Source organism: Microbacterium sp. VKM Ac-2870 (assembly GCF_015350795.1).
Lineage (GTDB): Bacteria > Actinomycetota > Actinomycetes > Actinomycetales > Microbacteriaceae > Microbacterium.
Genome location: NZ_JADKSH010000002.1, coordinates 119,317 through 145,690, shown reverse-complemented (window position 1 = coordinate 145,690; position 26,374 = coordinate 119,317). Strand labels below are relative to the sequence as shown.

At 68.9% G+C, this 26,374-nt stretch carries 25 protein-coding genes; all 25 read right to left on the bottom strand.

From position 1 onward, the window contains the following. Nucleotides 1–28 precede the first annotated feature (28 nt). On the bottom strand, nucleotides 29–619 hold the full coding sequence (gene rplE / locus ITJ43_RS04595) for a 50S ribosomal protein L5 (RefSeq protein ID WP_194582662.1): 591 nt from the start codon (nucleotides 617–619) through the stop codon (nucleotides 29–31). Between the two features lie 2 nt (nucleotides 620–621). Beyond that, nucleotides 622–981 carry a 50S ribosomal protein L24 gene (gene rplX, locus ITJ43_RS04590; RefSeq protein WP_194582661.1) on the bottom strand — a complete coding sequence of 120 codons (360 nt, stop codon included), beginning with the start codon at nucleotides 979–981 and terminating at the stop codon, nucleotides 622–624. A gap of 4 nt (nucleotides 982–985) precedes the next feature. Continuing rightward, on the bottom strand, nucleotides 986–1,354 hold the full coding sequence (gene rplN / locus ITJ43_RS04585) for a 50S ribosomal protein L14 (RefSeq protein WP_194582660.1): 369 nt from the start codon (nucleotides 1,352–1,354) through the stop codon (nucleotides 986–988). A gap of 3 nt (nucleotides 1,355–1,357) precedes the next feature. Beyond that, entirely contained in the window at nucleotides 1,358–1,624 is a 267-nt protein-coding gene (gene rpsQ, locus ITJ43_RS15190; RefSeq protein ID WP_416361063.1) for a 30S ribosomal protein S17, read from the bottom strand. Nucleotides 1,625–1,728: 104 nt separating this feature from the next. Then, the gene (gene rpmC, locus ITJ43_RS04575) at nucleotides 1,729–2,043 is read right to left on the bottom strand and encodes a 50S ribosomal protein L29 (RefSeq protein WP_194582658.1); all 315 of its coding nucleotides are present in this window, start codon (nucleotides 2,041–2,043) and stop codon (nucleotides 1,729–1,731) included. Next, entirely contained in the window at nucleotides 2,043–2,462 is a 420-nt protein-coding gene (gene rplP, locus ITJ43_RS04570; protein ID WP_194582657.1) for a 50S ribosomal protein L16, read from the bottom strand. Before rplP ends, rpmC begins: the two co-directional genes overlap by 1 nt. Beyond that, nucleotides 2,462–3,223, bottom strand: coding sequence for a 30S ribosomal protein S3 (rpsC, locus tag ITJ43_RS04565; RefSeq protein WP_194582656.1), 762 nt, complete (start codon nucleotides 3,221–3,223; stop codon nucleotides 2,462–2,464). The genes rplP and rpsC overlap by 1 nt, the downstream gene beginning before the upstream one ends. After that, complete coding sequence (gene rplV, locus ITJ43_RS04560; protein ID WP_194582655.1) at nucleotides 3,223–3,615, bottom strand: 50S ribosomal protein L22; 393 nt, start codon at nucleotides 3,613–3,615, stop codon at nucleotides 3,223–3,225. Before rplV ends, rpsC begins: the two co-directional genes overlap by 1 nt. A gap of 39 nt (nucleotides 3,616–3,654) precedes the next feature. Beyond that, nucleotides 3,655–3,936, bottom strand: coding sequence for a 30S ribosomal protein S19 (rpsS, locus tag ITJ43_RS04555; protein ID WP_005050512.1), 282 nt, complete (start codon nucleotides 3,934–3,936; stop codon nucleotides 3,655–3,657). A gap of 12 nt (nucleotides 3,937–3,948) precedes the next feature. Further along, nucleotides 3,949–4,788: a 50S ribosomal protein L2 gene (gene rplB / locus ITJ43_RS04550; protein WP_194582654.1), complete on the bottom strand. Its 840-nt coding sequence runs from the start codon at nucleotides 4,786–4,788 to the stop codon at nucleotides 3,949–3,951. Nucleotides 4,789–4,812: 24 nt separating this feature from the next. Continuing rightward, nucleotides 4,813–5,115 carry a 50S ribosomal protein L23 gene (rplW, locus tag ITJ43_RS04545; RefSeq protein ID WP_194582653.1) on the bottom strand — a complete coding sequence of 101 codons (303 nt, stop codon included), beginning with the start codon at nucleotides 5,113–5,115 and terminating at the stop codon, nucleotides 4,813–4,815. After that, nucleotides 5,112–5,774, bottom strand: coding sequence for a 50S ribosomal protein L4 (gene rplD / locus ITJ43_RS04540; RefSeq protein WP_194582652.1), 663 nt, complete (start codon nucleotides 5,772–5,774; stop codon nucleotides 5,112–5,114). The genes rplW and rplD overlap by 4 nt, the downstream gene beginning before the upstream one ends. Nucleotides 5,775–5,776: 2 nt before the next feature. Further along, complete coding sequence (gene rplC / locus ITJ43_RS04535) at nucleotides 5,777–6,436, bottom strand: 50S ribosomal protein L3 (RefSeq protein WP_194582651.1); 660 nt, start codon at nucleotides 6,434–6,436, stop codon at nucleotides 5,777–5,779. 10 nt (nucleotides 6,437–6,446) lie between these two features. Further along, on the bottom strand, nucleotides 6,447–6,755 hold the full coding sequence (gene rpsJ / locus ITJ43_RS04530; RefSeq protein WP_005050520.1) for a 30S ribosomal protein S10: 309 nt from the start codon (nucleotides 6,753–6,755) through the stop codon (nucleotides 6,447–6,449). An 879-nt stretch (nucleotides 6,756–7,634) separates the two neighbouring features. Beyond that, entirely contained in the window at nucleotides 7,635–7,847 is a 213-nt protein-coding gene (locus ITJ43_RS04525) for an Rv0909 family putative TA system antitoxin (protein WP_194582650.1), read from the bottom strand. Nucleotides 7,848–7,990: 143 nt separating this feature from the next. Beyond that, entirely contained in the window at nucleotides 7,991–9,184 is a 1,194-nt protein-coding gene (gene tuf / locus ITJ43_RS04520) for an elongation factor Tu (protein WP_194582649.1), read from the bottom strand. Between the two features lie 166 nt (nucleotides 9,185–9,350). Then, nucleotides 9,351–11,465, bottom strand: coding sequence for an elongation factor G (fusA, locus tag ITJ43_RS04515; RefSeq protein ID WP_194582648.1), 2,115 nt, complete (start codon nucleotides 11,463–11,465; stop codon nucleotides 9,351–9,353). A gap of 83 nt (nucleotides 11,466–11,548) precedes the next feature. Then, nucleotides 11,549–12,019, bottom strand: a complete 471-nt coding sequence (rpsG, locus tag ITJ43_RS04510; RefSeq protein ID WP_023954027.1) for a 30S ribosomal protein S7 — start codon at nucleotides 12,017–12,019, stop codon at nucleotides 11,549–11,551. A 5-nt stretch (nucleotides 12,020–12,024) separates the two neighbouring features. Then, the gene (gene rpsL, locus ITJ43_RS04505) at nucleotides 12,025–12,393 is read right to left on the bottom strand and encodes a 30S ribosomal protein S12 (RefSeq protein WP_005050525.1); all 369 of its coding nucleotides are present in this window, start codon (nucleotides 12,391–12,393) and stop codon (nucleotides 12,025–12,027) included. A gap of 306 nt (nucleotides 12,394–12,699) precedes the next feature. Next, nucleotides 12,700–14,478, bottom strand: a complete 1,779-nt coding sequence (locus ITJ43_RS04500) for a DUF5684 domain-containing protein (protein ID WP_194582647.1) — start codon at nucleotides 14,476–14,478, stop codon at nucleotides 12,700–12,702. Further along, nucleotides 14,475–16,913: a transglutaminase-like domain-containing protein gene (locus ITJ43_RS04495; RefSeq protein ID WP_194582646.1), complete on the bottom strand. Its 2,439-nt coding sequence runs from the start codon at nucleotides 16,911–16,913 to the stop codon at nucleotides 14,475–14,477. Before ITJ43_RS04495 ends, ITJ43_RS04500 begins: the two co-directional genes overlap by 4 nt. Further along, a complete protein-coding gene (locus tag ITJ43_RS15290; protein WP_194582645.1) occupies nucleotides 16,910–18,265 on the bottom strand; it encodes a DUF58 domain-containing protein in 1,356 nt (451 codons plus the stop codon). Before ITJ43_RS15290 ends, ITJ43_RS04495 begins: the two co-directional genes overlap by 4 nt. Continuing rightward, nucleotides 18,262–19,227: an AAA family ATPase gene (locus ITJ43_RS04485; protein WP_194582644.1), complete on the bottom strand. Its 966-nt coding sequence runs from the start codon at nucleotides 19,225–19,227 to the stop codon at nucleotides 18,262–18,264. Before ITJ43_RS04485 ends, ITJ43_RS15290 begins: the two co-directional genes overlap by 4 nt. A gap of 15 nt (nucleotides 19,228–19,242) precedes the next feature. Then, a complete protein-coding gene (locus tag ITJ43_RS04480; RefSeq protein ID WP_194582643.1) occupies nucleotides 19,243–25,188 on the bottom strand; it encodes an Ig-like domain-containing protein in 5,946 nt (1,981 codons plus the stop codon). Continuing rightward, the gene (locus ITJ43_RS04475; protein ID WP_194582642.1) at nucleotides 25,188–26,333 is read right to left on the bottom strand and encodes a serine/threonine-protein kinase; all 1,146 of its coding nucleotides are present in this window, start codon (nucleotides 26,331–26,333) and stop codon (nucleotides 25,188–25,190) included. Before ITJ43_RS04475 ends, ITJ43_RS04480 begins: the two co-directional genes overlap by 1 nt. Between the last annotated feature and the right edge of the window lie 41 nt (nucleotides 26,334–26,374).

The following is a 26,374-nucleotide window of genomic DNA, read 5'->3' as shown; positions in this document are numbered from 1 at the left end:
ATGAACCGACCGGAGAGGTCGGGGGGTGTCAGGCCTGGGTCTCGTCCGTCTTGAACGGGAAGCCCAGCTGACGCAGCAGCGACCGGCCCTCGGCATCCGTCTTCGCCGTGGTGACGATCGTGATGTCGAAGCCGCGGACGCGGTCGATCTTGTCCTGGTTGATCTCGTGGAAGACCGACTGCTCCTGCAGACCGAACGTGTAGTTGCCGTTGCCGTCGAACTGCTTCGGCGACAGGCCACGGAAGTCGCGGATACGCGGCAGGGCGAGGTTGACCAGACGGTCCAGGAACTCCCACGCGCGGTCACCACGGAGGGTGACGTGCGCGCCGATGGCCTGGCCCTCGCGCAGCTTGAACTGCGCGATGGACTTGCGGGCCTTCGTAACGACCGGCTTCTGGCCGGTGATCTTGGTGAGGTCGTCGACGGCGCCATCGATCACCTTGGAGTCACGAGCAGCCTCGCCGACACCGGTGTTCACGACGACCTTGACGATCCCGGGGATCTGCATGACGTTGCCGTAGCCGAACTCGTCCTGCAGAGCCTTCTTGATCTCGCCCTGGTACTTCTGCTTCAGGCGGGGCTGGATCTTGCCAGCCACCGCGGCAGTGGTGGTGCTCATGTTCAGAGGTCCTTGCCGCTCTTCTTCGCGTAGCGCACACGCACGTTGCGCTTCACGCCGTCCTTCGTCTGCTCCTCGACACGGTGACCGACACGGGTCGGCTTCTTGGTCGAGGGGTCGACGACGGCGACGTTGGAGATGTGGATCGGGGCTTCCATCGTCTCGATGCCGCCCGTCTTGGTGCCGCGCTGGGACTGGCCCACGCGGTTGTGCTTCGTGACGTAGTTGACGCCCTCGACAATGACACGGTTCTGCTCGACGAGAACGTCGAGAACCTTGCCCTGCTTGCCGCGGTCGCCGCCCTTGTCCTGCTTCTTGCCAGTGATGACCTGAACCAGGTCACCCTTCTTGATCTTGGCCATGAGGTCAGATCACCTCCGGTGCGAGCGAAACGATCTTCATGAACTTCTTGTCGCGAAGCTCACGACCGACCGGTCCGAAGATGCGGGTGCCGCGGGGCTCCCCGTCGTTCTTCAGGATGACGGCGGCGTTCTCATCGAACTTGATGTAGGAGCCGTCGGGACGACGGACCTCCTTCTTGGTACGGACGATGACGGCCTTGACCACATCGCCCTTCTTGACGTTGCCGCCCGGGATCGCATCCTTGACGGTCGCGACGATGATGTCGCCGAGACCGGCGTAGCGACGGCTGGAGCCGCCGAGCACGCGGATGGTGAGCAGCTCCTTGGCGCCGGTGTTGTCGGCGACCTTGAGGCGGGACTCAGTCTGGATCATTTCTTACTTCGCCTTCTCGAGGATCTCGACCAGGCGCCACCGCTTGGTGGCGCTCAGCGGCCGGGTCTCGTTGATGAGCACGAGGTCGCCGATGCCGGCGCTGTTCTGCTCGTCGTGGGCCTTGACCTTCGACGTGCGGCGGATGACCTTGCCGTAGAGCGGGTGCTTCACGCGGTCTTCGACCTCGACGACGATCGTCTTGTCCATCTTGTCGCTGACGACATAGCCACGACGCGACTTGCGGTAACCGCGAGCCTCGGCGTCACGCACGTCGCGCGCGGACGACTCGTGGCCGGCAGCGGCGGCGGGCGCCTCGACGACGGCCTTCGCGGCCGGCGCCTTCTTGGCGGCCTTCTTCTCGGTGGTCTCAGCCATCACTCGGCCTCTTCCTTCACGGCCTCGACAGCGTCATCCGCCTTCTTGGCCTTGGTCTTCTTCGCCTTGGACGCGACCTCGACGGGCGCGGGCGTGGCACGGATGCCCAACTCGCGCTCGCGGATCACGGTGTAGAGCCGCGCGATGTCGCGCTTGACGGCGCGAATGCGGCCGTGGCTCTCGAGCTGGCCGGTGGCCGACTGGAAGCGCAGGTTGAACAGCTCTTCCTTGGCCTTACGCAGCTCTTCGACGAGGCGCTGGTCCTCGAACGTGTCCAGCTCGCTGGGAGCGAGCGTCTTGGTTCCGACGGACATTACGCGTCGCCCTCCTCGCGCTTGATGATGCGTGCCTTCAAGGGCAGCTTGTGAATTGCACGGGTCAGGGCCTCGCGAGCGAGTTCCTCGTTGACACCGGCGACCTCGAAGAGGACGCGACCCGGCTTGACGTTCGCGACCCACCACTCGGGCGAACCCTTACCGGAACCCATGCGGGTTTCGGCCGGCTTCTTGGTGAGCGGACGGTCGGGGTAGATGTTGATCCACACCTTGCCGCCACGCTTGATGTGACGCGTCATGGCGATACGAGCGGACTCGATCTGACGGTTGGTCACGTAAGCGGGCGTGATCGCCTGGATGCCGAACTCACCGAACGACACCTTGGTGCCACCGGTGGCCTGACCCGAGCGGCCGGGGTGGTGCTGCTTGCGGTACTTGACCTTGCGGGGAATAAGCATCAGGCAGACGCTCCTTCTGCGACGGGGGCCTCGCTGCGCGGGCCACGACGACGGTCGCCGCCACGGTCATCGCGACCGCGGGGCTGCTTGGGCGCGTTGGCCTGCTCGCGAGCGAGCTCCTTGGCCGTCAGGTCGCCCTTGTAGATCCAGACCTTGACGCCGATGCGCCCGAACTGGGTCCGCGCCTCGTAGAAGCCGTAGTCGATGTTCGCGCGGAGCGTGTGCAGGGGCACACGGCCTTCGCGGTAGAACTCCGACCGGCTCATCTCGGCGCCGCCGAGACGGCCGGAGACCTGGATGCGGATGCCCTTGGCACCGGCGCGCTGGGCGCCCTGCAGGCCCTTGCGCATCGCGCGGCGGAACGCCACACGAGCGGAGAGCTGCTCGGCGATGCCCTGTGCGACCAGCTGAGCGTCGGCCTCGGGGTTCTTGACCTCGAGGATGTTCAGCTGGATCTGCTTGCCGGTGAGCTTCTCGAGGTCGGCGCGGATGCGCTCGGCCTCGGCGCCACGGCGACCGATCACGATGCCCGGGCGGGCGGTGTGAATGTCGACGCGGACGCGGTCACGGGTGCGCTCGATCTCGATGCCGGACACGCCGGCGCGGTCGAGCTGCGTCTGCAGGAGCTTACGGATCTTGATGTCCTCGGCGACGTAGTCGGCGTAACGCTGACCCGGCTTGGTCGAGTCGGAGAACCAACGCGACACGTGTTCGGTCGTGATGCCGAGGCGGAAGCCGTACGGGTTGACCTTCTGTCCCATTACTTGCTCGCCTTCTTGCTGGTCGTCGAAGCATCGGCGACCTCGGGGGTCGCGAGCTCGATCGTGATGTGGCTCGTGCGCTTCTTGATCTGGAAGGCACGTCCCTGCGCACGGGGGCGGAAACGCTTGAGCGTCGACCCCTCGTCCACGTACGCGTTGCGCACGTACAGGTCCTGCTCGTCCAGGAACTCGCCGTCCTTGTCAGCCTTCACGCGGGCGTTGGCGACCGCAGCGGCGACGAGCTTGTAAATCGGCTCGCTGGCACTCTGGGGCGCGAACTTCAGGATGGCCAGGGCCTCCTGAGCCTGCTTGCCCTTGATGAGCGCGACGACACGACGAGCCTTCTGAGGGGTCACGCGAATGTGCTTGACGCGTGCGATGGAATCCACCATGTCTCTCCTCCTCTAGTCCTCTCCAGGATCACCACCGCGTCAGCGGCGGCGACCCTTCTTGTCGTCCTTCTCATGGCCGCGGAAGGTGCGGGTGGGCGCGAACTCGCCCAGCTTGTGACCGACCATGGTCTCGGACACGAACACAGGGATGTGCTTGCGTCCGTCGTGCACGGCGATCGTGTGACCCAGCATGGCCGGGATGATCATCGAGCGGCGTGACCAGGTCTTGATGACGTTCTTGGTACCGGCATCGTTCTGCGAGACCACCTTGCGGAGCAGGTGCTCGTCGACGAAGGGGCCCTTCTTCAGGCTGCGAGGCATCTTCCTCTACTCCTACTTGCGCTTCTTGCCGGCGTTGCGACGACGGACGATGTACTTGTCGCTTTCCTTGTTGGCGTGGCGGGTGCGACCCTCAGCCTGGCCCCAAGGAGAAACGGGGTGACGTCCACCGGACGTCTTGCCCTCACCACCACCGTGCGGGTGGTCGACCGGGTTCATCGCGACACCACGGACGGTCGGGCGGATGCCCTTCCAGCGGTTACGGCCAGCCTTGCCCCAGTTGATGTTCGACTGCTCGGCGTTGCCGACCTCACCGATCGTCGCGCGGCAACGTGCGTCGACGTTGCGGATCTCGCCCGAGGGCAGACGAAGCTGCGCGTAGGGGCCGTCCTTGGCGACGAGACGCACCGAGGTGCCTGCCGAACGCGCCATCTTCGCGCCGCCGCCGGGGCGGAGCTCGATCGCGTGAATGACCGTACCGGTGGGGATGTTCTTCAGCGGCAGGTTGTTGCCCGGCTTGATGTCGGCGCTTGCGCCCGACTCGACGATGTCACCCTGCGACAGCTTGTTCGGCGCGAGGATGTAGCGCTTCTCGCCGTCGAAGTAGTGCAGCAGCGCGATACGTGCGGTGCGGTTGGGGTCGTACTCGATGTGCGCGACCTTGGCGTTGACGCCGTCCTTGTCATGACGACGGAAGTCGATGACACGGTACTGGCGCTTGTGGCCACCACCGATGTGACGGGTCGTGATGCGGCCCTGGTTGTTGCGACCACCGGTCTTGGACAGCGGGCGCAGCAGCGACTTCTCCGGCGTCGATCGGGTGATCTCGGCGAAGTCGGCCACCGACGAACCGCGGCGACCGGGGGTCGTGGGCTTGTACTTGCGAATAGCCATGTTGGTTGTCCTCTATCCCAGCTGTCAGCCGACGGCCGTGAAGATGTCGATGGTGCCCGACTTCAGCGTGACGATGGCGCGCTTGGTGTCCTTGCGCTTGCCGGTGCCGAAGCGGGTGCGACGGGCCTTGCCCGTTCGGTTGAGCGTGTTCACCGCGGCGACCTTGACGCCGAAGATCTTCTCGATCGCGAGCTTGATCTCGGTCTTCGAGGAGCGCGGGTCCACCAGGAAGGTGTACTTGCCCTCGTCGATGAGCCCGTAGCTCTTCTCGGAGACGACCGGCTTCAGGATGATGTCGCGCGGGTCCTTGTTGACGGAGACGTTCATGCCGAGACCTCCTCGGTGGCGGCGCTCTTGGACGCGACGAAGGCGTCGTAGGCGGCCTTGGTGAAGACGATGTCGTTCGAGACGAGAACGTCGTAGGCGTTCAGCTGGTCGAAGCTCAGCACGTGGACGTACGCGAGGTTGCGGACGCTCTTGACGGTGAGCTCGTCACCGCGCTCGATGACGACCAGGACATTCTTGGTCGGGGCGAGCTCGGCGAGCACGGCAGCGGCAGCCTTGGTCGACGGGGCGCCCTCGATGCCGAACGAGTCGACGACGTGGAGGCGTCCACCGCGTGCACGGTCGCTGAGCGCGCCCAGCAGTGCGGCGGCAACCATTTTCTTGGGGGTGCGCTGCGAGTAGTCACGCGGCTTGGGCCCGTGGACGATGCCACCACCGGTCATGTGCGGCGCGCGGATGGAGCCCTGACGAGCGTTACCCGTGCCCTTCTGCTTGAAGGGCTTGCGGCCTGCACCGGAGACCTCGCCGCGACGCTTGGTCGAGTGCGTGCCCTGGCGTGCCGCGGCGAGCTGCGCCACGACGACCTGGTGGATGAGGGGGATGTTCGTCTTGACGTCGAACAGTGCAGCGGGAAGCGCGACCGAACCGGTCTTCTTGCCGTTGGGGCTGTGGACGTCGAGCGCGAGAGTCGAGTCAGCCATGATCAGGCACCCTTCACTGCGTTGCGGACGTAGACGATGCGACCGCGGGCACCGGGGACGGCGCCCTTGACGAGCAGCAGACCCTTCTCGGTGTCGACGGCGTGCACCGTGAGGTTGAGGACGGTCACGCGCTCGCCACCCATGCGGCCGGCCATGCGCATGCCCTTGAAGACGCGGCTGGGCGTCGACGAGGCACCAATGGAACCGGGCTTGCGGTGGTTGCGGTGCGAACCGTGCGAAGCGGAGACACCCTTGAAGTTGTGGCGCTTCATGACACCCGCGGTGCCCTTGCCCTTGCTGGTGCCGACCACGTCGACCAGCTGGCCGGCTTCGAAGGTGGCGTCGACGGTGAGCTCCTGGCCCAGCGCGTAGTCAGCGGCATCCGCCGTGCGCACCTCGGTGAGGTGACGACGGGGCGTGACGCCCGCGGCCTCGAAGTGAGCCGTCAGGGGCTTGTTCACCTTGCGGGGGTCGATCTGGCCGTAAGCGATCTGAACGGCGTTGTAGCCGTCACGCTCGGGCGTGCGCACCTGGGTGACCACGTTGGGGGCCACCTCGATGACGGTGACGGGAACGATCTTGCCGTTCTCGTCCCATACCTGGGTCATGCCCAGCTTGGTGCCGAGCAGGCCCTTGGAAACCTTTTCGTTGATGTGTGCCATGACCGGGACCTCAGAGCTTGATCTCGATGTTGACATCGGCCGGGAGGTCGAGACGCATCAGCGAGTCGACGGCCTTGGGCGTCGGGTCGATGATGTCGATCAGGCGCTTGTGAGTGCGCATCTCGAAGTGCTCGCGGCTGTCCTTGTACTTGTGGGGCGACCGGATGACGCACACGACGTTCTTCTCGGTCGGAAGGGGCACGGGGCCCACAACGGTGGCGCCTGCGCGGGTCACCGTGTCGACGATCTTGCGCGCCGACGTGTCGATGACCTCGTGGTCATACGACTTCAGGCGAATGCGGATCTTCTGTCCCGCCATTGTCTGCTCACTCTCTTTCTCGCGTCGTACCTCGGGGGCATTGGACGCACATGGCACAGGGTTCTGTGCCGGGCACTTGCGCACCACTGTTCTGATGTCAGTTCCGATCGCCGTGCGCACGCGCACGAATCCCGTTTCCGGGAGAGATCGGGTTGTCGTGTTCTGCTACCCGCGGCCTAGGTCATTGCGCGACCCTGAAGAGGATGCGCCGCCTATGCACTGCCCTGGCAGTGATCCCGCGCGCTGCTTTCGCGCACGCAAGAATGTGGAACCTCAGTAGTCTACGTGCCCGCCGGGCGTGTCGCAAACCCGGGCGTGTCGCGCCCTGAGCCGGCATCCCGTGCGCCCGCGTTCAGCCCCAAAAAAGGGAGGGGTGGGCCCTTGGGGAAAGCCCACCCCTCCCGGTCTCCGCGGGACGCGCGGCCCCCCGACCGCGCGTCCCGGGCCTTAGCGCGCCGCGTCCCCCCGACGCGACGACGCAACGCCGATAACGACGCCATGGCGCGGACGGGCGCAATGCGGAAGCCCCCCGGCATCCACATCGGCGGCGAATCGTCCGACGCCGGCAGGAGCGAGAGGCGCGCGACCGGAAAGACCGTGCCGCAACGAGTGTGCTCGGGTCCCCCGAAGGTCCCCCAGTAATCCACGAGCAGTGCTCATGCCCCCACAACCTGTCACCGTGCACACGCACTCATCTGAGAGTGCGGTGCGGCGGAACGAACCCCCACAGTCCGTTCAGTCGGTTTTCAGCCCCCCGGCGTCGTACTGACCAAGGTCGACGCTATGGCCTGGTGGCCCCAGCGTCAAGTTGACGACGATATCGATTTCAACACGGCAGGCGAAAGGGGCGGATGCCGCGGCATCCGCCCCTGAATAGCATCAGTTTCCGATCGCTCCGTCGACCTGGTCGCGAACGTCGTCAACCTTCGCGTCGAACTGATCAGGCGCCACCTTCTTGACGAAGTCGGCGGCCGCGTCGAGCACGGTGTCGCTGACCTCCTCCGCCTTGTCGGAGTGGATCACCTCGTCGATCTTGTCCTTGTTCTGATCCAAGAACTGCTTGCCCTGATTCACGATGTCGTCGAGCCCCATTGCCCATCCCCTCTCGGTCGCCAGCGCACGGCGCGCTGAGGACATTCTGACGCCGCGCGTGGTCCGTGCCTAGGGGCCGACCCCAGGGACGACGAAACCCCCGGGAGCACGAGGCTCCCGGGGGTTTCAGATCCGCGAGGTGCTTACTTCAGGATCTTGGTGACGGTACCGGCACCGACGGTGCGGCCACCCTCACGGATCGCGAAGCCGAGGCCGTCTTCCATGGCGATCGGCTGGATGAGCTCGACCGACATCTCGGTGGTGTCACCGGGCATGACCATCTCGGTGCCCTCGGGCAGCGTGATGACGCCGGTCACGTCCGTGGTACGGAAGTAGAACTGCGGGCGGTAGTTCGTGAAGAACGGGTTGTGGCGGCCGCCCTCTTCCTTGGACAGGATGTACGCCGTGCCCTCGAAGTTGGTGTGCGGGGTGACCGAACCGGGCTTGACGACAACCTGGCCGCGCTCGACGTCGTCACGCTTGGTGCCACGAAGGAGCAGACCACAGTTCTCGCCGGCCCACGCCTCATCGAGCTGCTTGTGGAACATCTCGATACCCGTGACGATGGTCTTCTGCGTCGGGCGGATGCCGACGATCTCGACCTCGGAGTTGATGGCCAGCGTGCCACGCTCGGCGCGGCCCGTGACGACGGTGCCACGACCGGTGATCGTGAAGACGTCCTCGATGGGCATCAGGAAGGGCTTGTCCTTGTCGCGCACCGGGTCCGGGATGGACTCGTCGACGGCAGCCATGAGCTCGACGATCGACTCGACCCACTTCTCGTCGCCCTCGAGAGCCTTCAGGCCCGAGACACGCACGACGGGGGCGTTGTCGCCATCGAAGTCCTGCGACGACAGCAGCTCGCGAACCTCGAGCTCGACGAGCTCCAGGATCTCCTCGTCGTCGACCATGTCGCTCTTGTTCAGCGCGACCAGCAGGTAGGGAACGCCGACCTGCTTGGCGAGCAGCACGTGCTCACGCGTCTGAGCCATCGGGCCATCGGTGGCGGCGACCACGAGGATCGCGCCATCCATCTGAGCGGCACCGGTGATCATGTTCTTGATGTAGTCGGCGTGGCCGGGCGCGTCGACGTGCGCGTAGTGGCGCTTCGGGGTCTCGTACTCGACGTGCGAGATGTTGATCGTGATACCACGCTGACGCTCTTCGGGCGCCGAGTCGATCGACGCGAAGTCACGCTGCACGTTGGTCGCCGACGGGAACTTGTCGGCAAGCACCTTCGAGATGGCAGCGGTGAGCGTGGTCTTGCCGTGGTCGACGTGACCGATCGTTCCGATGTTGACGTGCGGCTTGGTCCGCTCGAACTTGGCCTTGGCCACTGGGTCCTCCTCAGGACATTCGTGTAGAGGTTCCGGGCGCTGGATTGCGACCGGGGCTCTACGGGGATGGGTGTCAGTCTAGACGACTGGGTCTGTATTCAGTTTGTGCGGATGCTGTGCGCGGATCCCTCTGCACAGAGGGCTCTGCGCACAGCATCCCAGCGGGTTACTCGCCCTTGTTCTTCTGGACGATCTCGTCGGCCACGGCGCGGGGCACCTCGGCGTACGAGTCGAACTCCATCGAGTACACGGCGCGGCCCGAGGTCTTGGAGCGCAGGTCGCCGATGTAACCGAACATCTCCGACAGCGGCACGAGGGCGCGGACGATCTTGATGCCCGAACCGTCCTCCATCGACTGGATCTGGCCACGACGCGAGTTCAAGTCGCCGATGACGTCGCCCATGTACTCCTCGGGCGTGCGCACCTCGACGGCCATGAGCGGCTCGAGGAGGACGGGGTTCGCCTTGCGGACCGCCTCCTTGAAGCCCATGGAGCCGGCGATCTTGAACGCCATTTCGGACGAGTCGACGTCGTGCGACGCACCGTCGAGCAGGCTGGCCTTGACGCCCACCATGGGGTAGCCGGCGAGGACGCCGACGTTCATGGCGTCCTGGAAGCCCTGGTTGGTGGGCTCGATGTACTCGCGCGGAATGCGGCCACCGGTGACCTTGTTCTCGAACTCGTACGTCTTCTCGGCGGCGAGATCGAGCGGCTCGAGCGCGAACTGGATCTTCGCGAACTGACCCGAACCACCGGTCTGCTTCTTGTGCGTGTAGTCGTGACGCTCGACGGTCTTCTTGATCGTCTCGCGGTACGCGACCTGGGGCTTGCCGACGTTGGCCTCGACGTTGAACTCGCGCTTCATGCGGTCGACGAGGATGTCGAGGTGCAACTCGCCCATGCCCTTGATGACCGTCTGGCCGGTGTCGGGGTTGAGCTCGGTGCGGAAGGTCGGATCCTCTTCAGCGAGCTTCTGGATGGCGACACCCAGCTTCTCCTGGTCGGCCTTGGTCTTCGGCTCGATGGCAACCTCGATGACGGGCTCGGGGAACGTCATCGACTCCAGCACGACGGGCTCAGCCGGGTCGGTCAGGGTGTCACCGGTGGTGGTGTCCTTCAGGCCGATGACGGCGTAGATGTTGCCGGCGGACACCGCGGGAACCGGGATCTCCTTGTTGGCGTGCATCTGGAAGATCTTTCCGATGCGCTCCTTCTTGCCCTTGGTCGAGTTGATGACCTGCGCACCCGAGTCGAGGCGACCCGAGTAGACGCGGATGTAGGTGAGGCGACCGAAGAACGGGTGCACCGCGACCTTGAACGCCAGCGCGGCGAAGGGGTCGTTCGCGTCGGGGTGACGCTCGATGATCGTGTCGTATTCCTTCGGGTCGTGCGCCTGGATGGCACCGACGTCGAGCGGGTTCGGCAGGTAGTCGATGACCGCGTCGAGCATGGGCTGCACGCCGCGGTTCTTGAACGCCGAGCCACACAGCACCGGGTAGATCTCCGAGGCGACGGTGAGCTTGCGGATCGCGCCCTTGATCTCGGCGACCGTGAGCTCTTCGCCACCGAAGAACTTCTCCAGCAGCACGTCGTCGGTCTCGGCGACCGTCTCGAGCAGGGCCTGGCGGTACTCCGCGGCCTTCTCGGCGAGGTCGGCGGGGATCTCCTGGATCTCGTACTTGGCGCCCATGGTGACATCACCCTTGGCGTCGCCGGGCCACACCAGTGCGCGCATCTCGACGAGGTCGATCACGCCGAGGAAGTTGCTCTCCGCGCCGATGGGCAGCTGGATGACGAGCGGCTTCGCACCGAGGCGGTTCACGATCGTGTCGACCGTGAAGTAGAAGTCGGCACCGAGCTTGTCCATCTTGTTGACGAAGCAGATGCGCGGGACGTTGTACTTGTCGGCCTGACGCCACACCGTCTCGGACTGGGGCTCGACACCCTCCTTGCCGTCGAAGACGGCGACGGCGCCGTCGAGCACGCGCAGCGAGCGCTCCACCTCGACGGTGAAGTCGACGTGTCCGGGGGTGTCGATGATGTTGATCTGGTTCTTGTTCCAGTAGCAGGTCACGGCGGCAGACGTGATCGTGATGCCGCGCTCCTTCTCCTGCTCCATCCAGTCGGTCGTCGAGGCGCCATCGTGCGTCTCGCCGATCTTGTGGTTGACACCCGTGTAGAAGAGGATGCGCTCGGTCGTCGTCGTCTTGCCGGCATCGATGTGAGCCATGATGCCGATGTTGCGGACCTTGTTGAGGTCGGTGAGCACTTCTTGTGCCACGGGGTGTCCTTACTTGTGGTGTGACGGATGTCGTGGGGTGGCCGGCCGGGTGCGTACCCGGCCGGCCACCGAATCGCCGCTGGTTACCAGCGGTAGTGCGCGAAGGCGCGGTTCGACTCGGCCATCTTGTGGGTGTCTTCGCGGCGCTTGACCGCGGCACCCAGGCCGTTCGATGCGTCGAGGATCTCGTTCTGCAGACGCTCGGTCATCGTCTTCTCACGACGACCCTTCGCGTAGGAGACGAGCCAGCGCAGCGCAAGCGTGTTCGCACGGTGCGGCTTGACCTCGACGGGCACCTGGTAGGTGGAGCCACCGACGCGGCGGCTCTTGACCTCGAGGGTGGGGCGGACGTTGTCGAGCGCCTTCTTGAGCGTCGCCACGGCATCCTGGCCGTTCTTGGCCTCCACGCCCTTGAGGGCGGTGTAGACGATCGACTCGGCGATGGACTTCTTGCCGTCCACGAGGATCTTGTTCACCAGCTGGGTGACGATCGGAGCACCGTAGACCGGGTCGTTGACGACGACGCGGCGGGGTGCGGGTCCCTTACGAGGCATCTAACTCAACCCTTCTTGGCGCCGTAGCGGCTGCGAGCCTGCTTACGGTTCTTGACGGCCTGGGTGTCCAGGGCGCCACGGACGATCTTGTAACGGACACCGGGAAGGTCCTTGACACGGCCTCCACGGACGAGCACGAGCGAGTGCTCCTGCAGGTTGTGACCCTCGCCGGGGATGTAGGCGGTGACCTCGGTGCCGTTGCGGAGCTTGACACGGGCGACCTTGCGCATCGCCGAGTTCGGCTTCTTGGGCGTGGTCGTGTACACGCGGGTGCAGACACCCGCCTGCTGCGGGTTCGCCTTCAGGGCGGGCGCCTTGGTCTTGGTGACCTTGGGCGTACGTCCCTTGCGAACCAACTGCTGAATGGTTGGCACGTTCTCTCCTTGTTGAGCCGCGGGGGTTATCTTCCCCGCAGGTGCTGCACGGTGACAGCGATGGTGTTTTCACCACAGATCCACCTGCACGGCTGTGCGCCGGACGTTTGGGGGTGGATATGCCGTGGGGGCGGCCTGTTCGCAGACCGATCCCGATCGCGGGCGCTCACTCCGTCCGCAGGCCGAGGCATGACAGACGGCGCGCATGTGCGCACACCCGGTCAATACTACGCCGTATGACGAACCCGGGCAAACGCGGACGGTGCGTCGCGGGTTTCGTCGAGTTCGGATGCCCCGGCGAGGGTCTCAGCGCTCGATGCGCTGCAGATGGAACTCCTCGTCGCCGAGGAAGAACCGCTCGCCGGCGTCGATCTTCGACCCGGGCTCGACCTCGACCTCTTCGCCCATCAGCGTACGCACGAGCACGCCGTTGGTCGAGGCGAGATCGGTGATCGTCCAGACGTCATCGCGCCGTTCGAGGCGGGCGTGAGTCTTGGAGACGGTGAGCGCTTCACCGGGCACCGCGACCAGCTGTGCGCCCGGGAAGGCCGCGTCGCCGACGGGGCGCCGACCGAGGATCACCACGTCGGCGGTGATCGGCACCGGCGGAGCGGATGCCGGGACGAGCTGCCACACCGGCTTCTTGGCGCGGCGCGTGATGACCGTCTGATCGATGTCATCGTCGCCCGACGGATCGTTTCGTCGCTGCTGGGCGGCCACGGACCCTGCCGCCGACCGCGGCGACCCGGCTGCGGGGGAACCGATGACCGCGGACACCTCTCCGGAGAGCTCGGGGAACCCGTCGGGTTCGTGCGGCGCGACGGCGAACGCGGGCCAGGGCCGCGCGCGACGAAGTTCGGGTTCGCTGGGAACGGGCCCGGCGGCAGCCTCGAACGGCGTGGCCTCCTCGGGCGACATGGAATCTTCCGTGGGCTCGGCGCGGCGGGCCGGCGCGGGCTCGGCGCGGCGGGCGGGCGTCGGCTCGGGCACGGCGGGGCGTGCGGCCGCGTCGGCGGCAGCGGCCGCCGCGGAGACGCGCTGAACACTGTCGGATCCGGTGGCCTGTGCGGGCTCGGCGGTGCTCCGACGGCCCGGGACGAAGTCGATCGGCGCGTCGTCGGTCACGGGCGGCATGGCATGGCGCCAGCCCGCACCGGAACTCGGCGGGAACGGTGAGGGGGCGATGGCCGACACGTCATCGATCTCGGAGGGCCAGGCCGCGTCGTCGTCAGGCTTCTCCTCGCGGTCGTCCACGTCACCGGCGGCGACTGCGGCGGCGGACACCGGAGCGGCCGCCGGCGGGCGGGCGACGGGCGGAGCGATCTCGGGTTCCGCAGCCACAGCGGGCCGTTCCGCGGCGGCGGGCGGCACGACGACGGAGCCTCGTGCGGGCGCCGACGCCGGGGGCACCGTCGTCTGCGGGGGCGTCCAGGTCGGTGCCGCGACGGGAGCGGGCGGAGCGAACAGGCGGAGGATGTCGTCGTCGGCGTCGACGGGGGTGCGATCGGCACCCGCGGCGTCACCGTCCGGCGAGACCGCGGAGTCGGCGGCGATGGCCGGCGCCACCGGCGTGCCAGGGACGAACGGCCCCGCGGGCACGACAGACACGACGACCGGGTCTCGGGGTTCTTCTTCGCGGGCGAACACTCCGCCCAGCGTCGCGGGCCGCCGCTCGCTGTCGGGGCGCGCCGCCCCACCCGCCGGACGCGCACCGAGCCAGCGTGACGGGCCGAAGCCGAGAATGCTCGCCCACACCACGAACAGCAGGGCAGCCAGCACGGTCATTCCGCTGCCATAGCCGAAGCCCGGATTGATACGGTGTGCCGCCACGATGAGCAGCACCCACACGGCGATCGCCCCGAGTCCGGGCAGCAGGAGCAGCAGCAGGATCCACGGGCTGAAGCCGCCCCACGCCAGCACCGTCGCGATGTTGAGGAACGGAATCCAGCCCTTCCACGACGATTCGCCCATCTTGCGGAACACGGCGGCGAGCGCCAGCGCCGTCCAGATGTAGAGCGCGAGGCTCACCCCGAGGGCGACCAGGCCCAGCAGTGCGCCGACGGAGTCGCCGATGGGTGCGTTCATGCGGTGCGCCGCGGGCGGGATGCCGCGCGACTCCCCCTCTCGAAGTGTGACCGGAACGATCGCGGGACGAACGATCTCAACGATACGGCTGCCCGCAGTCGACGCCAGCGCGTCGAGGCGAGCGCGGCACGCTCGTCGTCGACGATCCGCCAGAACTCGTCGGCGTCGTCGGCGGGAATGGCTCGAGGCGAAAACACCGCTTCGTCGGCGACGCGGGCGAGGGTCTCGGCCGCCGGCCGATCGAGCGCGCCGGCGATCTCCGTGCGCGTCGCGGCGGCGGGAACGAGGCGGCCCGCGTCGGTCGCGGCATCCAGGTATTCATCCCAACCACCCGCGATCCGCACCGCAGGCTGCGGGTGGCGTCGCCGCGCGCGCCGTCGCCAGCCCTTGGCGAGGACGACCGCGAGGAATGGCCCGGCGAGCACCAGGAGCACACCGAGCACGGTCCCCGTGACACCCAGCGCGGTCCACAACCAGCGCAGATCGAGGCTGTCGGGACGATCGGTCGGCGCGGCGGTGTCTTCCTGCGCCGGACGCTGGGGCTGCACTTCGGCGACACCGTCGGGGCGGACCGAGGTGCCGATCTGCGGATCCGGCTGCTCGGTGACTTCGCGGCGCGGCGGCTGCGTGTGCTGCGGTGTCACGTCGACGGGTACCCACTGCCCGGTGGCGGCGCGCACCTCGACCCAGGCCGACAGGTCGCCGGCACGACAGACGCCGTCGGCGCAGGTCGCGGCATCCGGATCGGTCGATGTCAGACGCGCACCCACGACGACGCGCGCCGGGAAGCCGAGCTCGCGGGCGATCAGCGCGACGGCCACCGAGAACTGCTCATCGTCGCCGACGGCGGCGACGAGGTCGTCGGATGCCGAGGCGCCCGGATCGGCCTCACGTGCCAGTAACGCCGTGAACATGTCGTCGATGCGGGCGAGCGAGTGGCCCGATGCGCTGGGGACGAACCGATAGCCGCCGTCGAGCTGTCTCATCCAGGTGGCGCCGCCGTCGGAGCCCGTGAGGGCGTGACTGAGATAACCGCGCTGTCGCAGGAGTGTGACGAGCCCGTCGAGTGCCGCGCCGCCCGTTCCGGTGGCGTGCTGCTGCACCCAGGTGCGCAGGCTCGCCGGGGCGATCAGGGCCGCACCCGTCGCGTCGGCGTCGCCGACCGCCGCCTGTCCACCGGGTGCGGTGATGGTGCTCAGCGCCGGGGCACCGGGTACGGAAGCCTGCAGCCGGTAGGAGTCGCCGGACTGCCAGGCGGCGGTCTCGACGGCGGCCTGGCGAGAGTCGCTCACGTAGAAGCCGTCGCTCAGCGCGCCTGCCCGTGGGCCGCGGAAGTCGACGGATGCCACGGCGCCCGCCGACGGCATCCACAGTCCCGTCAGCGCCCCGATGGTCACGTCCGCGTCGATGGGAGTGCCATCGGGCGCGGAGCGTGCCGATGCCAGACGCACGAACGGATCGCCGGAAGCATCGGTGCGGAACACGGATCCGTCATACGCGTCGAGCACGGCCAGACGAACGCGATCGGGCGGCGCCTGGCCCGAGACGCGGAAGAGCTCCTGATCGATGCGACTATCGGCGAAGGACGCGCGATACGAGCTGAGCGGGCTGACGGCACGCGATATCTCCAGGCGTGGACCCGTCGCATCGCGCAGCACGTCACGCTCGGACGGGGCGGCGACCGCCGGAACGGCGACCGCGGCGACCGCCGCCACGGCGACCATCGCCGTGCCGAGCGCCGCACGGCGCACCGCCGCTCCCGTCGGGCGCGCGGATCCCGACAGACGTACGCCACCCGCGTCGGCCGCACGTCGGAGGGCTCGGAGGCGGGCCGCGCGCGTGCGCCAGGACAGCCACAGCACGCCGCTCAGCAGCACGCCCATGCCCACCGCCGTCTCGACGGGCGCACGCAGGACGAGAGGGCCGATCACCAGCGGCGCGCTCACGTCGGTGCGGCCGAACAGCAGGCCGAACACCGCCATGACGATCGCGACGGGCACCGCCAGCACGGCGATCGCGTCGGTGCGCCACGCCAACAGCAGCACGCTCGCCGTGCCGACGAGAAAGACGATGAGGGCCGGAACGAGGAGGTTGCGGTAGGAGCCGACCGGGAGGTCGACCGTCAACACGTCCTTCCAGCCCCACAGCGCACCGGCACCGAGGTCGCCGAGACCCTCGAAGATCTGCGCCGCCGATCCGGTGCGGGCGGGTACGGCCAGCGGCACGCCCGAGACGAGCACGACCGCGACGAGCAGTCCGGCCGCGGCCCAGCCACTCCACCGCCGCCAGGTGACGAGGCCAGCGACCGCGGCAGCGAGCACGGATGCGACGACCACGAGCATCAGGAACGAGGCGGATCGGTAGATCGGCCACGCCGCGACAGCGGCGAACACGACGGCCGTGGCCGCGTAGAGAGCCCCGGCGAGGATTCTCATGAGCGGGCTCCGCGCAGCATGAGCCCGCTCAGGTCGTCGAGCGTTCCGATGGTGAGTACCGTCAGCGGCCCCGCGACCTGGGTGCGCGGGTGCGCACGCTCGTCGCAGATCACGGCGACCACCGCGGCATCCGCCGAGAAGGCCAGCGCGGCAAGACGTAACGTCGCCAGCCCGACACCGGAGCCCGCCACGAGCACCGCCACCGACAGGCGCTCGTTGGCCTCGGCGGTGAGGCGGCAGACGTCGGGGAACGACATCGTCTCGGCGAGGCGCTCCACGGCGCTGAACCCGTCGAGCACGACGCGGGGGCTGCCGGCCGGGATGTGGCGGATGGCCCGGAGGCGTCCGCGAACGACGCGCGGGATCTCGGCACCGACGACGATGTCGAGGTCGCGCGCGTCGTGCACGGCGCGCAGGGCCAGCGAGCCGGCCGCGCTGACGGCGAGTTCGAACTCGTCGTCGGAGGCGTACTCCCCCTCGGCGAGGCCCAGCACCACGGCCATGCGCGAGCGGCGGGATTCTTCGTACTGGCGGACCATGAGCTGGCCGGTCTTGGCGGTCGACTTCCAGTGGATCTGGCGACGCGCGTCGCCGGGGGCGTACTCGCGGATCGCGTGGAAGGACATGTCCGCGTCGACGAGGCGGCGAGTGGGACTTCCGTCCAGGTCGCGGATGAGGCCCGCGCTCGAGGACGGCACGACGACCGTGCGGGGGTGGACGAACAGCTCTTGGACATCTTCGAAGGCGTGCTCGCGGCGCAGCAGACCGAGCGGGTCGGAGCGGACGGTGGTCGCCGGGCCGATGCGCACGATGCCGCGCCGTTGGGGCGGCATCTCGAGCGCGTGGGTCGAGACGGCGCCCGCCGCGAGCATCGGCACACCGAACTCCACGAGACCGGCGCCGATCGGCACGTCGATGCGGCCGGGCAGTGCGGCACGCGAGCCGCTGTTGCGCACGGTGACCTGCGCACGTGCCGGGGTTCCCGCGACGACGCGCTCGCGATCGAGCATGAGCTCGATGCCGTACGTCCGCGCGTTCAGCAGGAACGGTAGGGCGAGAACGAGCAGCACGAGCGCGGCGGCCCCCGCCACGATCGCCTCGACCCAGCCGAAGACCATACCTGCGACGAGGCCGACACTCGCCGCGGCGAGGACGAGCGCACCGGCGGGTCGGATCGTCGCGCGGCACCAGGCAGCCACCGCGCGCCCGCCCGCCCGCAGCGTCGTCCATGCGCGGGACGCCCGCACAGCCGCACCCACGAAGCGACGCTCGCGCCGCGAGGTGACCTCGGTGCGCTCCCCGGTGAGGCTGCCCGCCGATGTTCGGGTGAGGCGGCTGTCTCCGAGGCTCACGCCGGTTCCCGGCGGGTTGGCGGTGCGACATCCAGCAGCACCTGACCGATCACGGCTTCAGGGGTGACGCCGTCGAACTCCGCCTCGGCGTGGAGGATCAAGCGGTGGGCGAGCACGGGCACCGCGAGGCGCTTGACGTCGTCGGGGGTCACATAGGTGCGCCCCTGCGAGGCGGCGCTCGCGCGGGAGGCGCGGGTAAGGGCGAGGGCACCGCGGATGCTGACGCCCAGCCGCACCTCATCGGCCGAGCGTGTCGCGTCGACGAGACGTGCGATGTAGTCCAACACCAGAGCGTCGACGTACACCTCGGCCGCGAGTTCGCTCATGCCCACCAACGCTCCCGGAGTGATCACGGGGGCCAGGTCGGCGATGGCGACGGCCGCGCGGTCGAGGATGCGCACGGTCGCCGCGTGGTCGGGGTAGCCGAGCGCCGTCCGCAGCAGGAAGCGGTCGAGCTGCGCCTCGGGCAGCCGATACGTGCCGGCCTGCTCGACGGGGTTCTGAGTCGCCAGCACCAGGAACGGCGTGCCGACGGTGCGTGAGACACCGTCGATCGTGACGCGCCCCTCCTCCATGACCTCGAGCAGCGCCGCCTGCGTCTTCGGGCTGGCGCGGTTGATCTCATCGGCGAGCACGATGTTGGCGAAGATGGGGCCCGCGTGGAACTCGAACGCGCCGGTCTTCTGGTCGTAGACCGTGATGCCGGTGATGTCTCCCGGCAGCAGATCGGGCGTGAACTGGATGCGGGTCGTCGTGCCCTGCACCGACTGAGCGACCGCCCGGGCGAGGGACGTCTTGCCCGTGCCGGGCACATCTTCGATGAGCACGTGACCCTCGCTGAGCATGGCGGTCAGCACGAGCTCCACCACATGGCGCTTGCCGAGCACCGCCCGTTCGACGTTGTCGGCGAGTTGCGCGAAGGTCTGCGCGAACCAGGTCGCCTGCTCGGTGGTGATCGTCATGACAGCTCCATGGGGTCAGCCGGCCGGGTCCGGCACGGTGGAAGGCGTGCAGCGGGCAGAGAGGTCGGCGGTGGCGGGAGACAGGTTCCATCCCGTTCCGGCCCAGTCGACCACGACGCGGATGCCGGCGACGCGCACGGCGGCATCCGGCACCGTCCACGGATCGGTTCCCGGGGCGATCAACGCGTCGTTCTTGTCGTAGTAGCGGATGCCGGACGGGTCGAAGGTGACACGGCCGTCGGAGCCGCTCGTGCTGCCGGTGCGGCTGAGCGTCGTGCCGCCCGTGCACGTGCCCAGCGTCCAGGATGCCTGCACCTGATAGGGAGCGCTGCCGGCCGCCGGCGTGACCTGCCCCCACGCCGACTGCCACCACCCGTCCTTGTGCTCGTAGCGCACCTGGATCTGCGGGTCGGTGTCGAAGACCGTGCTCGGCAGGCCGCGGAAGGCGACGTTGTTGTCGTTGGGGGGTGTCTCCGGCGAGGTGGGTGTCTGGTCGATCGTCCAGGTCGCCCGCCCCGCCTCGGTTCCCGCTCCGGTGACGTGCGCTGTCGGGCCGACGACGAAGGTGTAGCCGGTGGGAGCGGCGCCGCTCTGCGAGGCGCGCACCTGCTGAGTGGCCGTGGCGCGACCGAACGACTTCCCGTCGGACCAGGACTCGACGCAGAGCACGAAGGTGTACAGGCGGCCGTCCGGAAGGTCGCGGAACACCCGGTTCGCGCCGCCGTCGGTCGCGCGGCAGCTGTCTTCGGCAAGCGCAATCTGGCTCGGGCCTGCAGGGTCCGCGACGCGGACGATCCCGTACCGCACGCCCGCGCCGTCCCCGCCGGGGCTCGCGCTGCCGACAGCCGTGACGTCGACGCGTCCGCCGCCTGTGTTGACCGCGGAGAGGGTGAGGGCGGCCTGGGTCGGGGCGCCGATGCCGTGCGCCTGCACCGTGGTGGATCCGATCGCCGGTCCCGGAAGGCCCGGGGGCGCGCTGAAGCGCGACACCGGCGTGATCGTGACCGATGTGGCCGTATTGGACCCGACCCGGAAGGCCGACACCGTCACCTGGGTCTGGTCGGCGGCGACAGCGACGGTCTGGGTCTCTCCGACGGGGCTGGAGATCTGCAGGGCACCGGTGTTCGCGGCATCCACTCCGGTGATCGTCAGTGCGGCGACACCGCCGTCGTTGCCGGCCACGACCGGACTGGACGAGGCGCCGGTAGGCGCGGCGGGCGGGTCGTACGCCCACGCGGTCGTGCGCACCGACGTCAGCGACGGGCCGACGGCGTTGACGGCGACCGCCTCGTACGAGCGCTGCTCGCCGTTGGGGGCGCTGATCGCGGGGCAGACCCCCTGCGGAGTGCATACCGCCACACGCTGGCCGCCCTGGCGCACCTCGAATCCGGTGAGCGCCGGATAGGCCTGCTGAGCGGCGCCCGGGTCGACCCTCAGCGTCAGGCTGCCGTCCGCGTAGGCGGACTGAGCGACACTGGCGGGCGCCCGCGGATAGCCCTGGAGGTCGAGGAGAATGCGGCCGTCGCGCGCGCTCGCGCTCTGACGACCCTGCGCGTCGCGGACCGTGAAGCTCGCCGCACACGTCGCACCGGGGGCATCTGTGGTCCAGCTGGCCGAGACGCGGGTGGGAGAGACCACCGCGAAGGTCACGCCGGTGCAGGCGCCCGCGGGCGCGACCGCGACGACTTGCAGCGGGGTGCTGGGCAGCGGATTGACCTCGCCGCCCGCACCGATCACGTCGATCGTGCACGAGCTGCCGGCGGCCTGACTGCACTGCTGCTGCACCGATCCGCCCTGCGGCAGGGTCGAGGGGGCCGCGCCGACGCGCAGCGAGATACGGGCGGGCGCGACACCCGGGTGCGAGGTGATCTGCACGACGACGCCCTCGACGGTGCCCGGCACGGCGTTGTCGAGCCCGCGAACGGTCAGTTGTGCACCCTGAAGGGTGACATCGAAGGATGCCGCGGTGTCGTCCACCCGATAGGTGATCGCTTCGGGGCGACCCTGCCACGTCGTCATCGAGCCGAGATCGAATGTCTGCGTGTCGCCCGGGGCGACCTCCAGTGCGGCCGGCGACAACCGCGGCTGCGGGTCGATCGGCGTGACCACGATGGGGATCGACAAGATGGTCCAGCTCGACTGGCCCGCGAGCCGCACCGAGACCCGACAGGCATCGGTCCACGGCGCGTCGGGGCCGGCGCTGTAACGGAGGGTGGTCGCCGAGACGATGGCGCAGGTCGCCGCCGAGCGCGAGCCCGATGCCCGCACCTGATCGGACACCTCGAGCACTCGCCCGCGGGGAACGGCGACGAGGCTCGCGAGGTCGACATCGGCCTGCGCATTCTCGCCCACCGTCAACGGTGACGCGCCGGCCCGCAAGGCGAGCGGGATGTCGGCGGCGGCCGGGATGCGCAGGAAGGCGTACGTGGTCACGGGACCGTTCGCCGTCTGGCCCGTCACCGAAAAGGGAATGAGGTGCGCCCGATCGTCGACCGTGCCACGCAGACGCGTGCCGTCGACACCGATGTCGGGAGGCGAGCCCCAGAGCCCGACGGTGAGATCGGCCGTATCTCCGCCCGACCACACGACTTTTCCGGCGAGCACGTCGATGCCGCGGGCCAAGTCGTCGCGCCCGTCGATGCTCACAACCGTGTCCGTGACCACCGGGAAGTCGGCGACCCGCTGAGCGACCACCTTGACGACGATCAGACCGCGCGCGGTGTTTCCCGAAGAGGAGACGACGTCGTACAGGAACGACATCGTGCCAGGAGAGTCTCCCGCCGCGACGGTGACGGCGTCGTCGCTCTGCGCGGTGATGCGCTGCTGCAGCCGCGCGAACTCCGCGGTCGGTGTGCCGTCGAGCGCGAACTCGGGGACATCCGGCAGCACACGCTCCAGGGTGAGGCGGCCTTGCATCGGATCGATGTCGTTGGCCAAGGGATGTACGCGGATGACGTTGCCGGCGCCGGCCTGAACCTGCACGTAGTCGGTGTAGGTGATCGGTGCGGGGCTCGCGTCGCCGCTGAGCACGCCGACACGTACCGTGCCGACGCCCGCAGCACCCGACGGATCGACGACGCGATAGGTGAACGAGTCCTGCCCGAAACTGCCCGACACACTCGTGTACACGATCGAGGTGCCGTCGGCGGAGATGACCGCCGACCCGTGCGCCGGCTGGTCGACGATGCGCTCCAGCCGCACGACGTCGCCGTCGGGGTCCATCCCGAACGCGTCGAACGGGATCGTCGTCGACAATCCGCTGAGCACGCGCCCCGACAGCGTCCGCGGGAGCGGATCGCGGTTGTTCTCGCCGCCCACCACGCGTATGCGCACCGTCGCGATGTCGCCGAGAGTCGGCGCCCCGGTGGTGAACGCACGGTATTCGACGGTCTGGTCGCCGGGGGTGGTGGGCGCGAGGTAGCGCAGCACGTCGCCCGCGGCGAAGGCCAGAGCATCGGGGCTCGACGACACGATCGATTCGGGGTCGAGCCGCGGACGCGTCCCCACCGCGGCGACGTCGTTGTCGAGCACAGGGATGTCGATCTGGGCGCCGGCGCGCACGACGACGCTGTCGTCGACCGCGATCGGCGCTTGCTCGGTGGCAGGCGGCAGGAGGTAGACGGTCGCCTCGCCGGTCACGGCGGATCCGTCGTCGTTGGTTCCGTCACCGACCCGGTACGAGACGGTGCCGAGCACGCCCGACTGGCCCGACGCGGTCGTGCCCGACACGCGCAACTGGCTCTGGGCGACGATGTCGGCCGACAGAGCGGCGCCGGGAGCAGGGCGGATCACCGGGTCGCTGAGCAGCAGCACGCGCCGCGTCGGATTGGTGACCGCGGCGAGCACATCGACCGTCGCATCGGCTTGGGGACGGACGAAGGCGACCACCGGCGCGGTGGAGAGGTTCGCCGGTCCAGCGGGATCCAGCAGCGTGATGCGCGCAGTGCCGGTGGCCTCGCGGCCGGCCGCGGAGACCGTCACGGCCACGCGGTAGGCGCCGGGGGATGACGCGGTGAAGTCGAACGTGGCCGAACCGCCGACCACCGTGGCGGTCGCCGCCGCATCGTCGAGCACCCGCGCCGCGGTCACGGTGACGTCACCGGCCGTCCCGGTGACGTGGGGGGCGACATCGACGGGCACACGCGAGCCGGCGACGTCGACGACGGCGAACGACTGCACGGCCGGTTGGGCGTCGTCGCGGATGCGGATGACCAGCTGGCGCACCGCGGTCGCCCCGCGCACATCGGCGACGGTCACCGTCAACGTCGCGACCTGTTCGCCCACGGCGCCGGTGTTGTGGTGCTGGAACACCACGTCGCCCTCGGGAGTGGTCGCCACCTGTCCGAGCCCCGAGTCGTCGGTCGCCGACAGCAGCAGCACGGGGTCGCCGTCGGGGTCGACCCAGTCGCCGAGGACGGGCACGCTGACGGTACCGCCGGGCGCGACCTCCGGGGTCGGCCAATCCTGGCGGCATCCCTCCACACCGCACCAGACCGGCGCGGAGTTCTCCTCGTCGACGACGGCACGCAGCGTCACGGTCGCCGGTGGCGACATCAATCCGTCGGCGGTCGTCCCGTCGGTGACGGCGTACGTGAACGTCGCCGTCCCGGTAGCCCCGGGTGCCACGCGCACGGCCAGACGCTGACGGTCATCGGTCGTCGTCACCGTGCCGAACGCGGGATCCAGCCCGACCACGGATACCGGATCGACGGCGAGCACGTCGTCGTTCGGGTCATGATCGTTCAGCAGTACCGGCAGACTCACCAGAGCCCCCGGTCGCACCCCGAAGGTGTCGTTCTCCGCAACGGGAGGCCGCGGGTCGATCACCGGCGGCGGCTTCTGGTCGCTCGTCTTCGGGGCGGTCTGCACCTCATCCTCGATGTTCCAGTTCTGGCTCGACGGCAGGAGTCGCCCGTCGGGAACCGTCCACACCCACCCCGAGCGGGCGTCATTGAGGACCAGGCTGTCACCGGCATCCACGAACACCGGTCGCCGCTGGGAGGCGAGTCCCTGCCCCGCATAGTCGAGGGGCACGTCGCCGCCGGCCGACGTCCAGAGCGTGCCGCCACGTGTGCCCTCGCCGAGCCAGGCGGCGTGGACGACTCCGTCACGCACGAGCGGTCGCGCCGGCGTGCCCCGCGAAGTGGTGCTGTCGCCGAAAACTCGCTCGGCGCCGGCGCCCGACACCGGGATGCGCACGAGGCCGGTGTCATCGGCGACGTAGACAGCGTCGCCGTCGGTGGCCGCACGGCTGACGGCCACCGCGCCGGAGATCGCGATCCGACCGCTGGCGCGGCTGGTCCAGTACTGGCCGGCGTCGGGGCCGGACGTGTCCAGGAGCACCCACCCGTCACCGGACGCGGTCAGCACCGGACGCTCCAGGGTCGCCGACACGTCGTCGGTCGCCTCGACCCGTCCGGTGAGCGCATCGACGCGCGCCACCGTCTTCGCGGTGGCGGAGTAGCTGAACAACGATCCGCCCGCCTCGGCGGCGATGGCCACGGACGCGGGGACACCGATCGGCGAGGGTGCCCCGGCCGACAGTCGGCCCGCGAAGACCGCACCGGCATCGGTGCGGTAACCGACGACATCGCCCGCCGCATCGACATCGGCCGTCCCCGCCGGAGCCGCCGTCGCGGAGCGGAGTGTGGCGGCGTCGAGATCGGCGGGCGCCGCGTCGTCGATCCGGACGACCTTGGCGTCGCTGTCGGTGAACATGTACGACCCGTCGGTCGACGCGACGATCCGGCTCGGATTGCTCACGGACCGCACCGTGTCGATCTCGCCGACCGCCGTGTTCACGCGGGCGTAGCGCAGCGAATCGGCTTGCAGCACCCAGGCGAAGCTCTGCCGCGGCGGCGTCTGTTGGGCGTCCAGACCCGGCCAGACGATGCTGATGCCCGCGATCAACGCCAGCGCGGCCGCGGCCGCCGCCAGACCCGCGGCGGTGCCGCGCTTCATCAGCGGATCACCGTCCACAGGGCCGCTCCCGCGGCGAGGAGCCCCGCGACGGCGACCACACCGCCGAGTACCGACAGCACGATCACGCGCGGCGACCAGAGCACGCGCGGCGACGACGCGCTGAGCCCGCTCGAGCCGTCCTCCGCACTCGGCGTGCGGCGCTGCATCGCGTCGGACGGCGCACGTCGGCGCGCCTCGCCCACACGGCTGCGCGCGGGGCCTCGCGCTGACACATCCGTGAAGTCGACGGCGTCGGATGCCGGCATCCACTCTTCCGTCGGCACCTCCAGCGGCGTCGGCGAGAGGCCGACCTCGCGCTGCACATCGCGGATCGCCTCACCGAACTCCCGCGCCGACGCGTAGCGACGGTCGGGGTCGCGGGTCATCGCGGTGGCCAGTACCTGCTGAAGCGCGTCGGGCACGTCGGCGCGCGCAATCGGCACGAAAGTCGCCCGCGCGATGCGACGGCGCATCAGTTCACGGGTGTTCTGGTCCTTCTCGCGACGCTCGAACGGACTGTGACCGGCCAGCAGCGAGTAGACCGTCGCCCCGAGGCTCCACACCTCGCTCGCGATCGTGCCACCGCTGTGTTCGGCGACGACCTCGGGCGCGCTCCACGGAATGGACATCGCCAGGACATCCGAGGCGGAACTGCGCTGCAGCGACGACGAGATACCGAAGTCGGCGAGCACCGCCGACCCGAAGCTCGTGACGAGGATGTTGCTGGGCTTGATGTCGCGGTGGATGAGGCCGGCGCGGTGGGCGGACTCGAGAGCGCCCGACAGGCGCACCGCGACAGCCATCACCTCGTCCACCGGCATCCGCTCGATGCGATACCGCTGCGCGAGCGAGCCCGGGCAGTACTCCATGACGATGTAGGGGCGACCGTCGGCGGAAATGCCCGCCTGATAGACCGTGACGATGGCCGGATGCGCCGAGAGGTGCGCGAGCACATCGGCCTCGGCGTTGAACATCCGCAGCAGATCCGGGTCGCGCTCCCCCGCGGGCAGAACCTTGACCGCCACGGCACGGCGCGGCATGTCCTGCTGATAGAGGAAGACATCGGCGAAACCGCCGGATCCCAGCGGACGCACGTAGTCGAGCCCCGGCAGCTGCGGCGGCGCAGACGGGAGCCTGCGCGTCATGGCACCCCTCAGTCATCTCGCGGACCCGTCCTCGAGACATC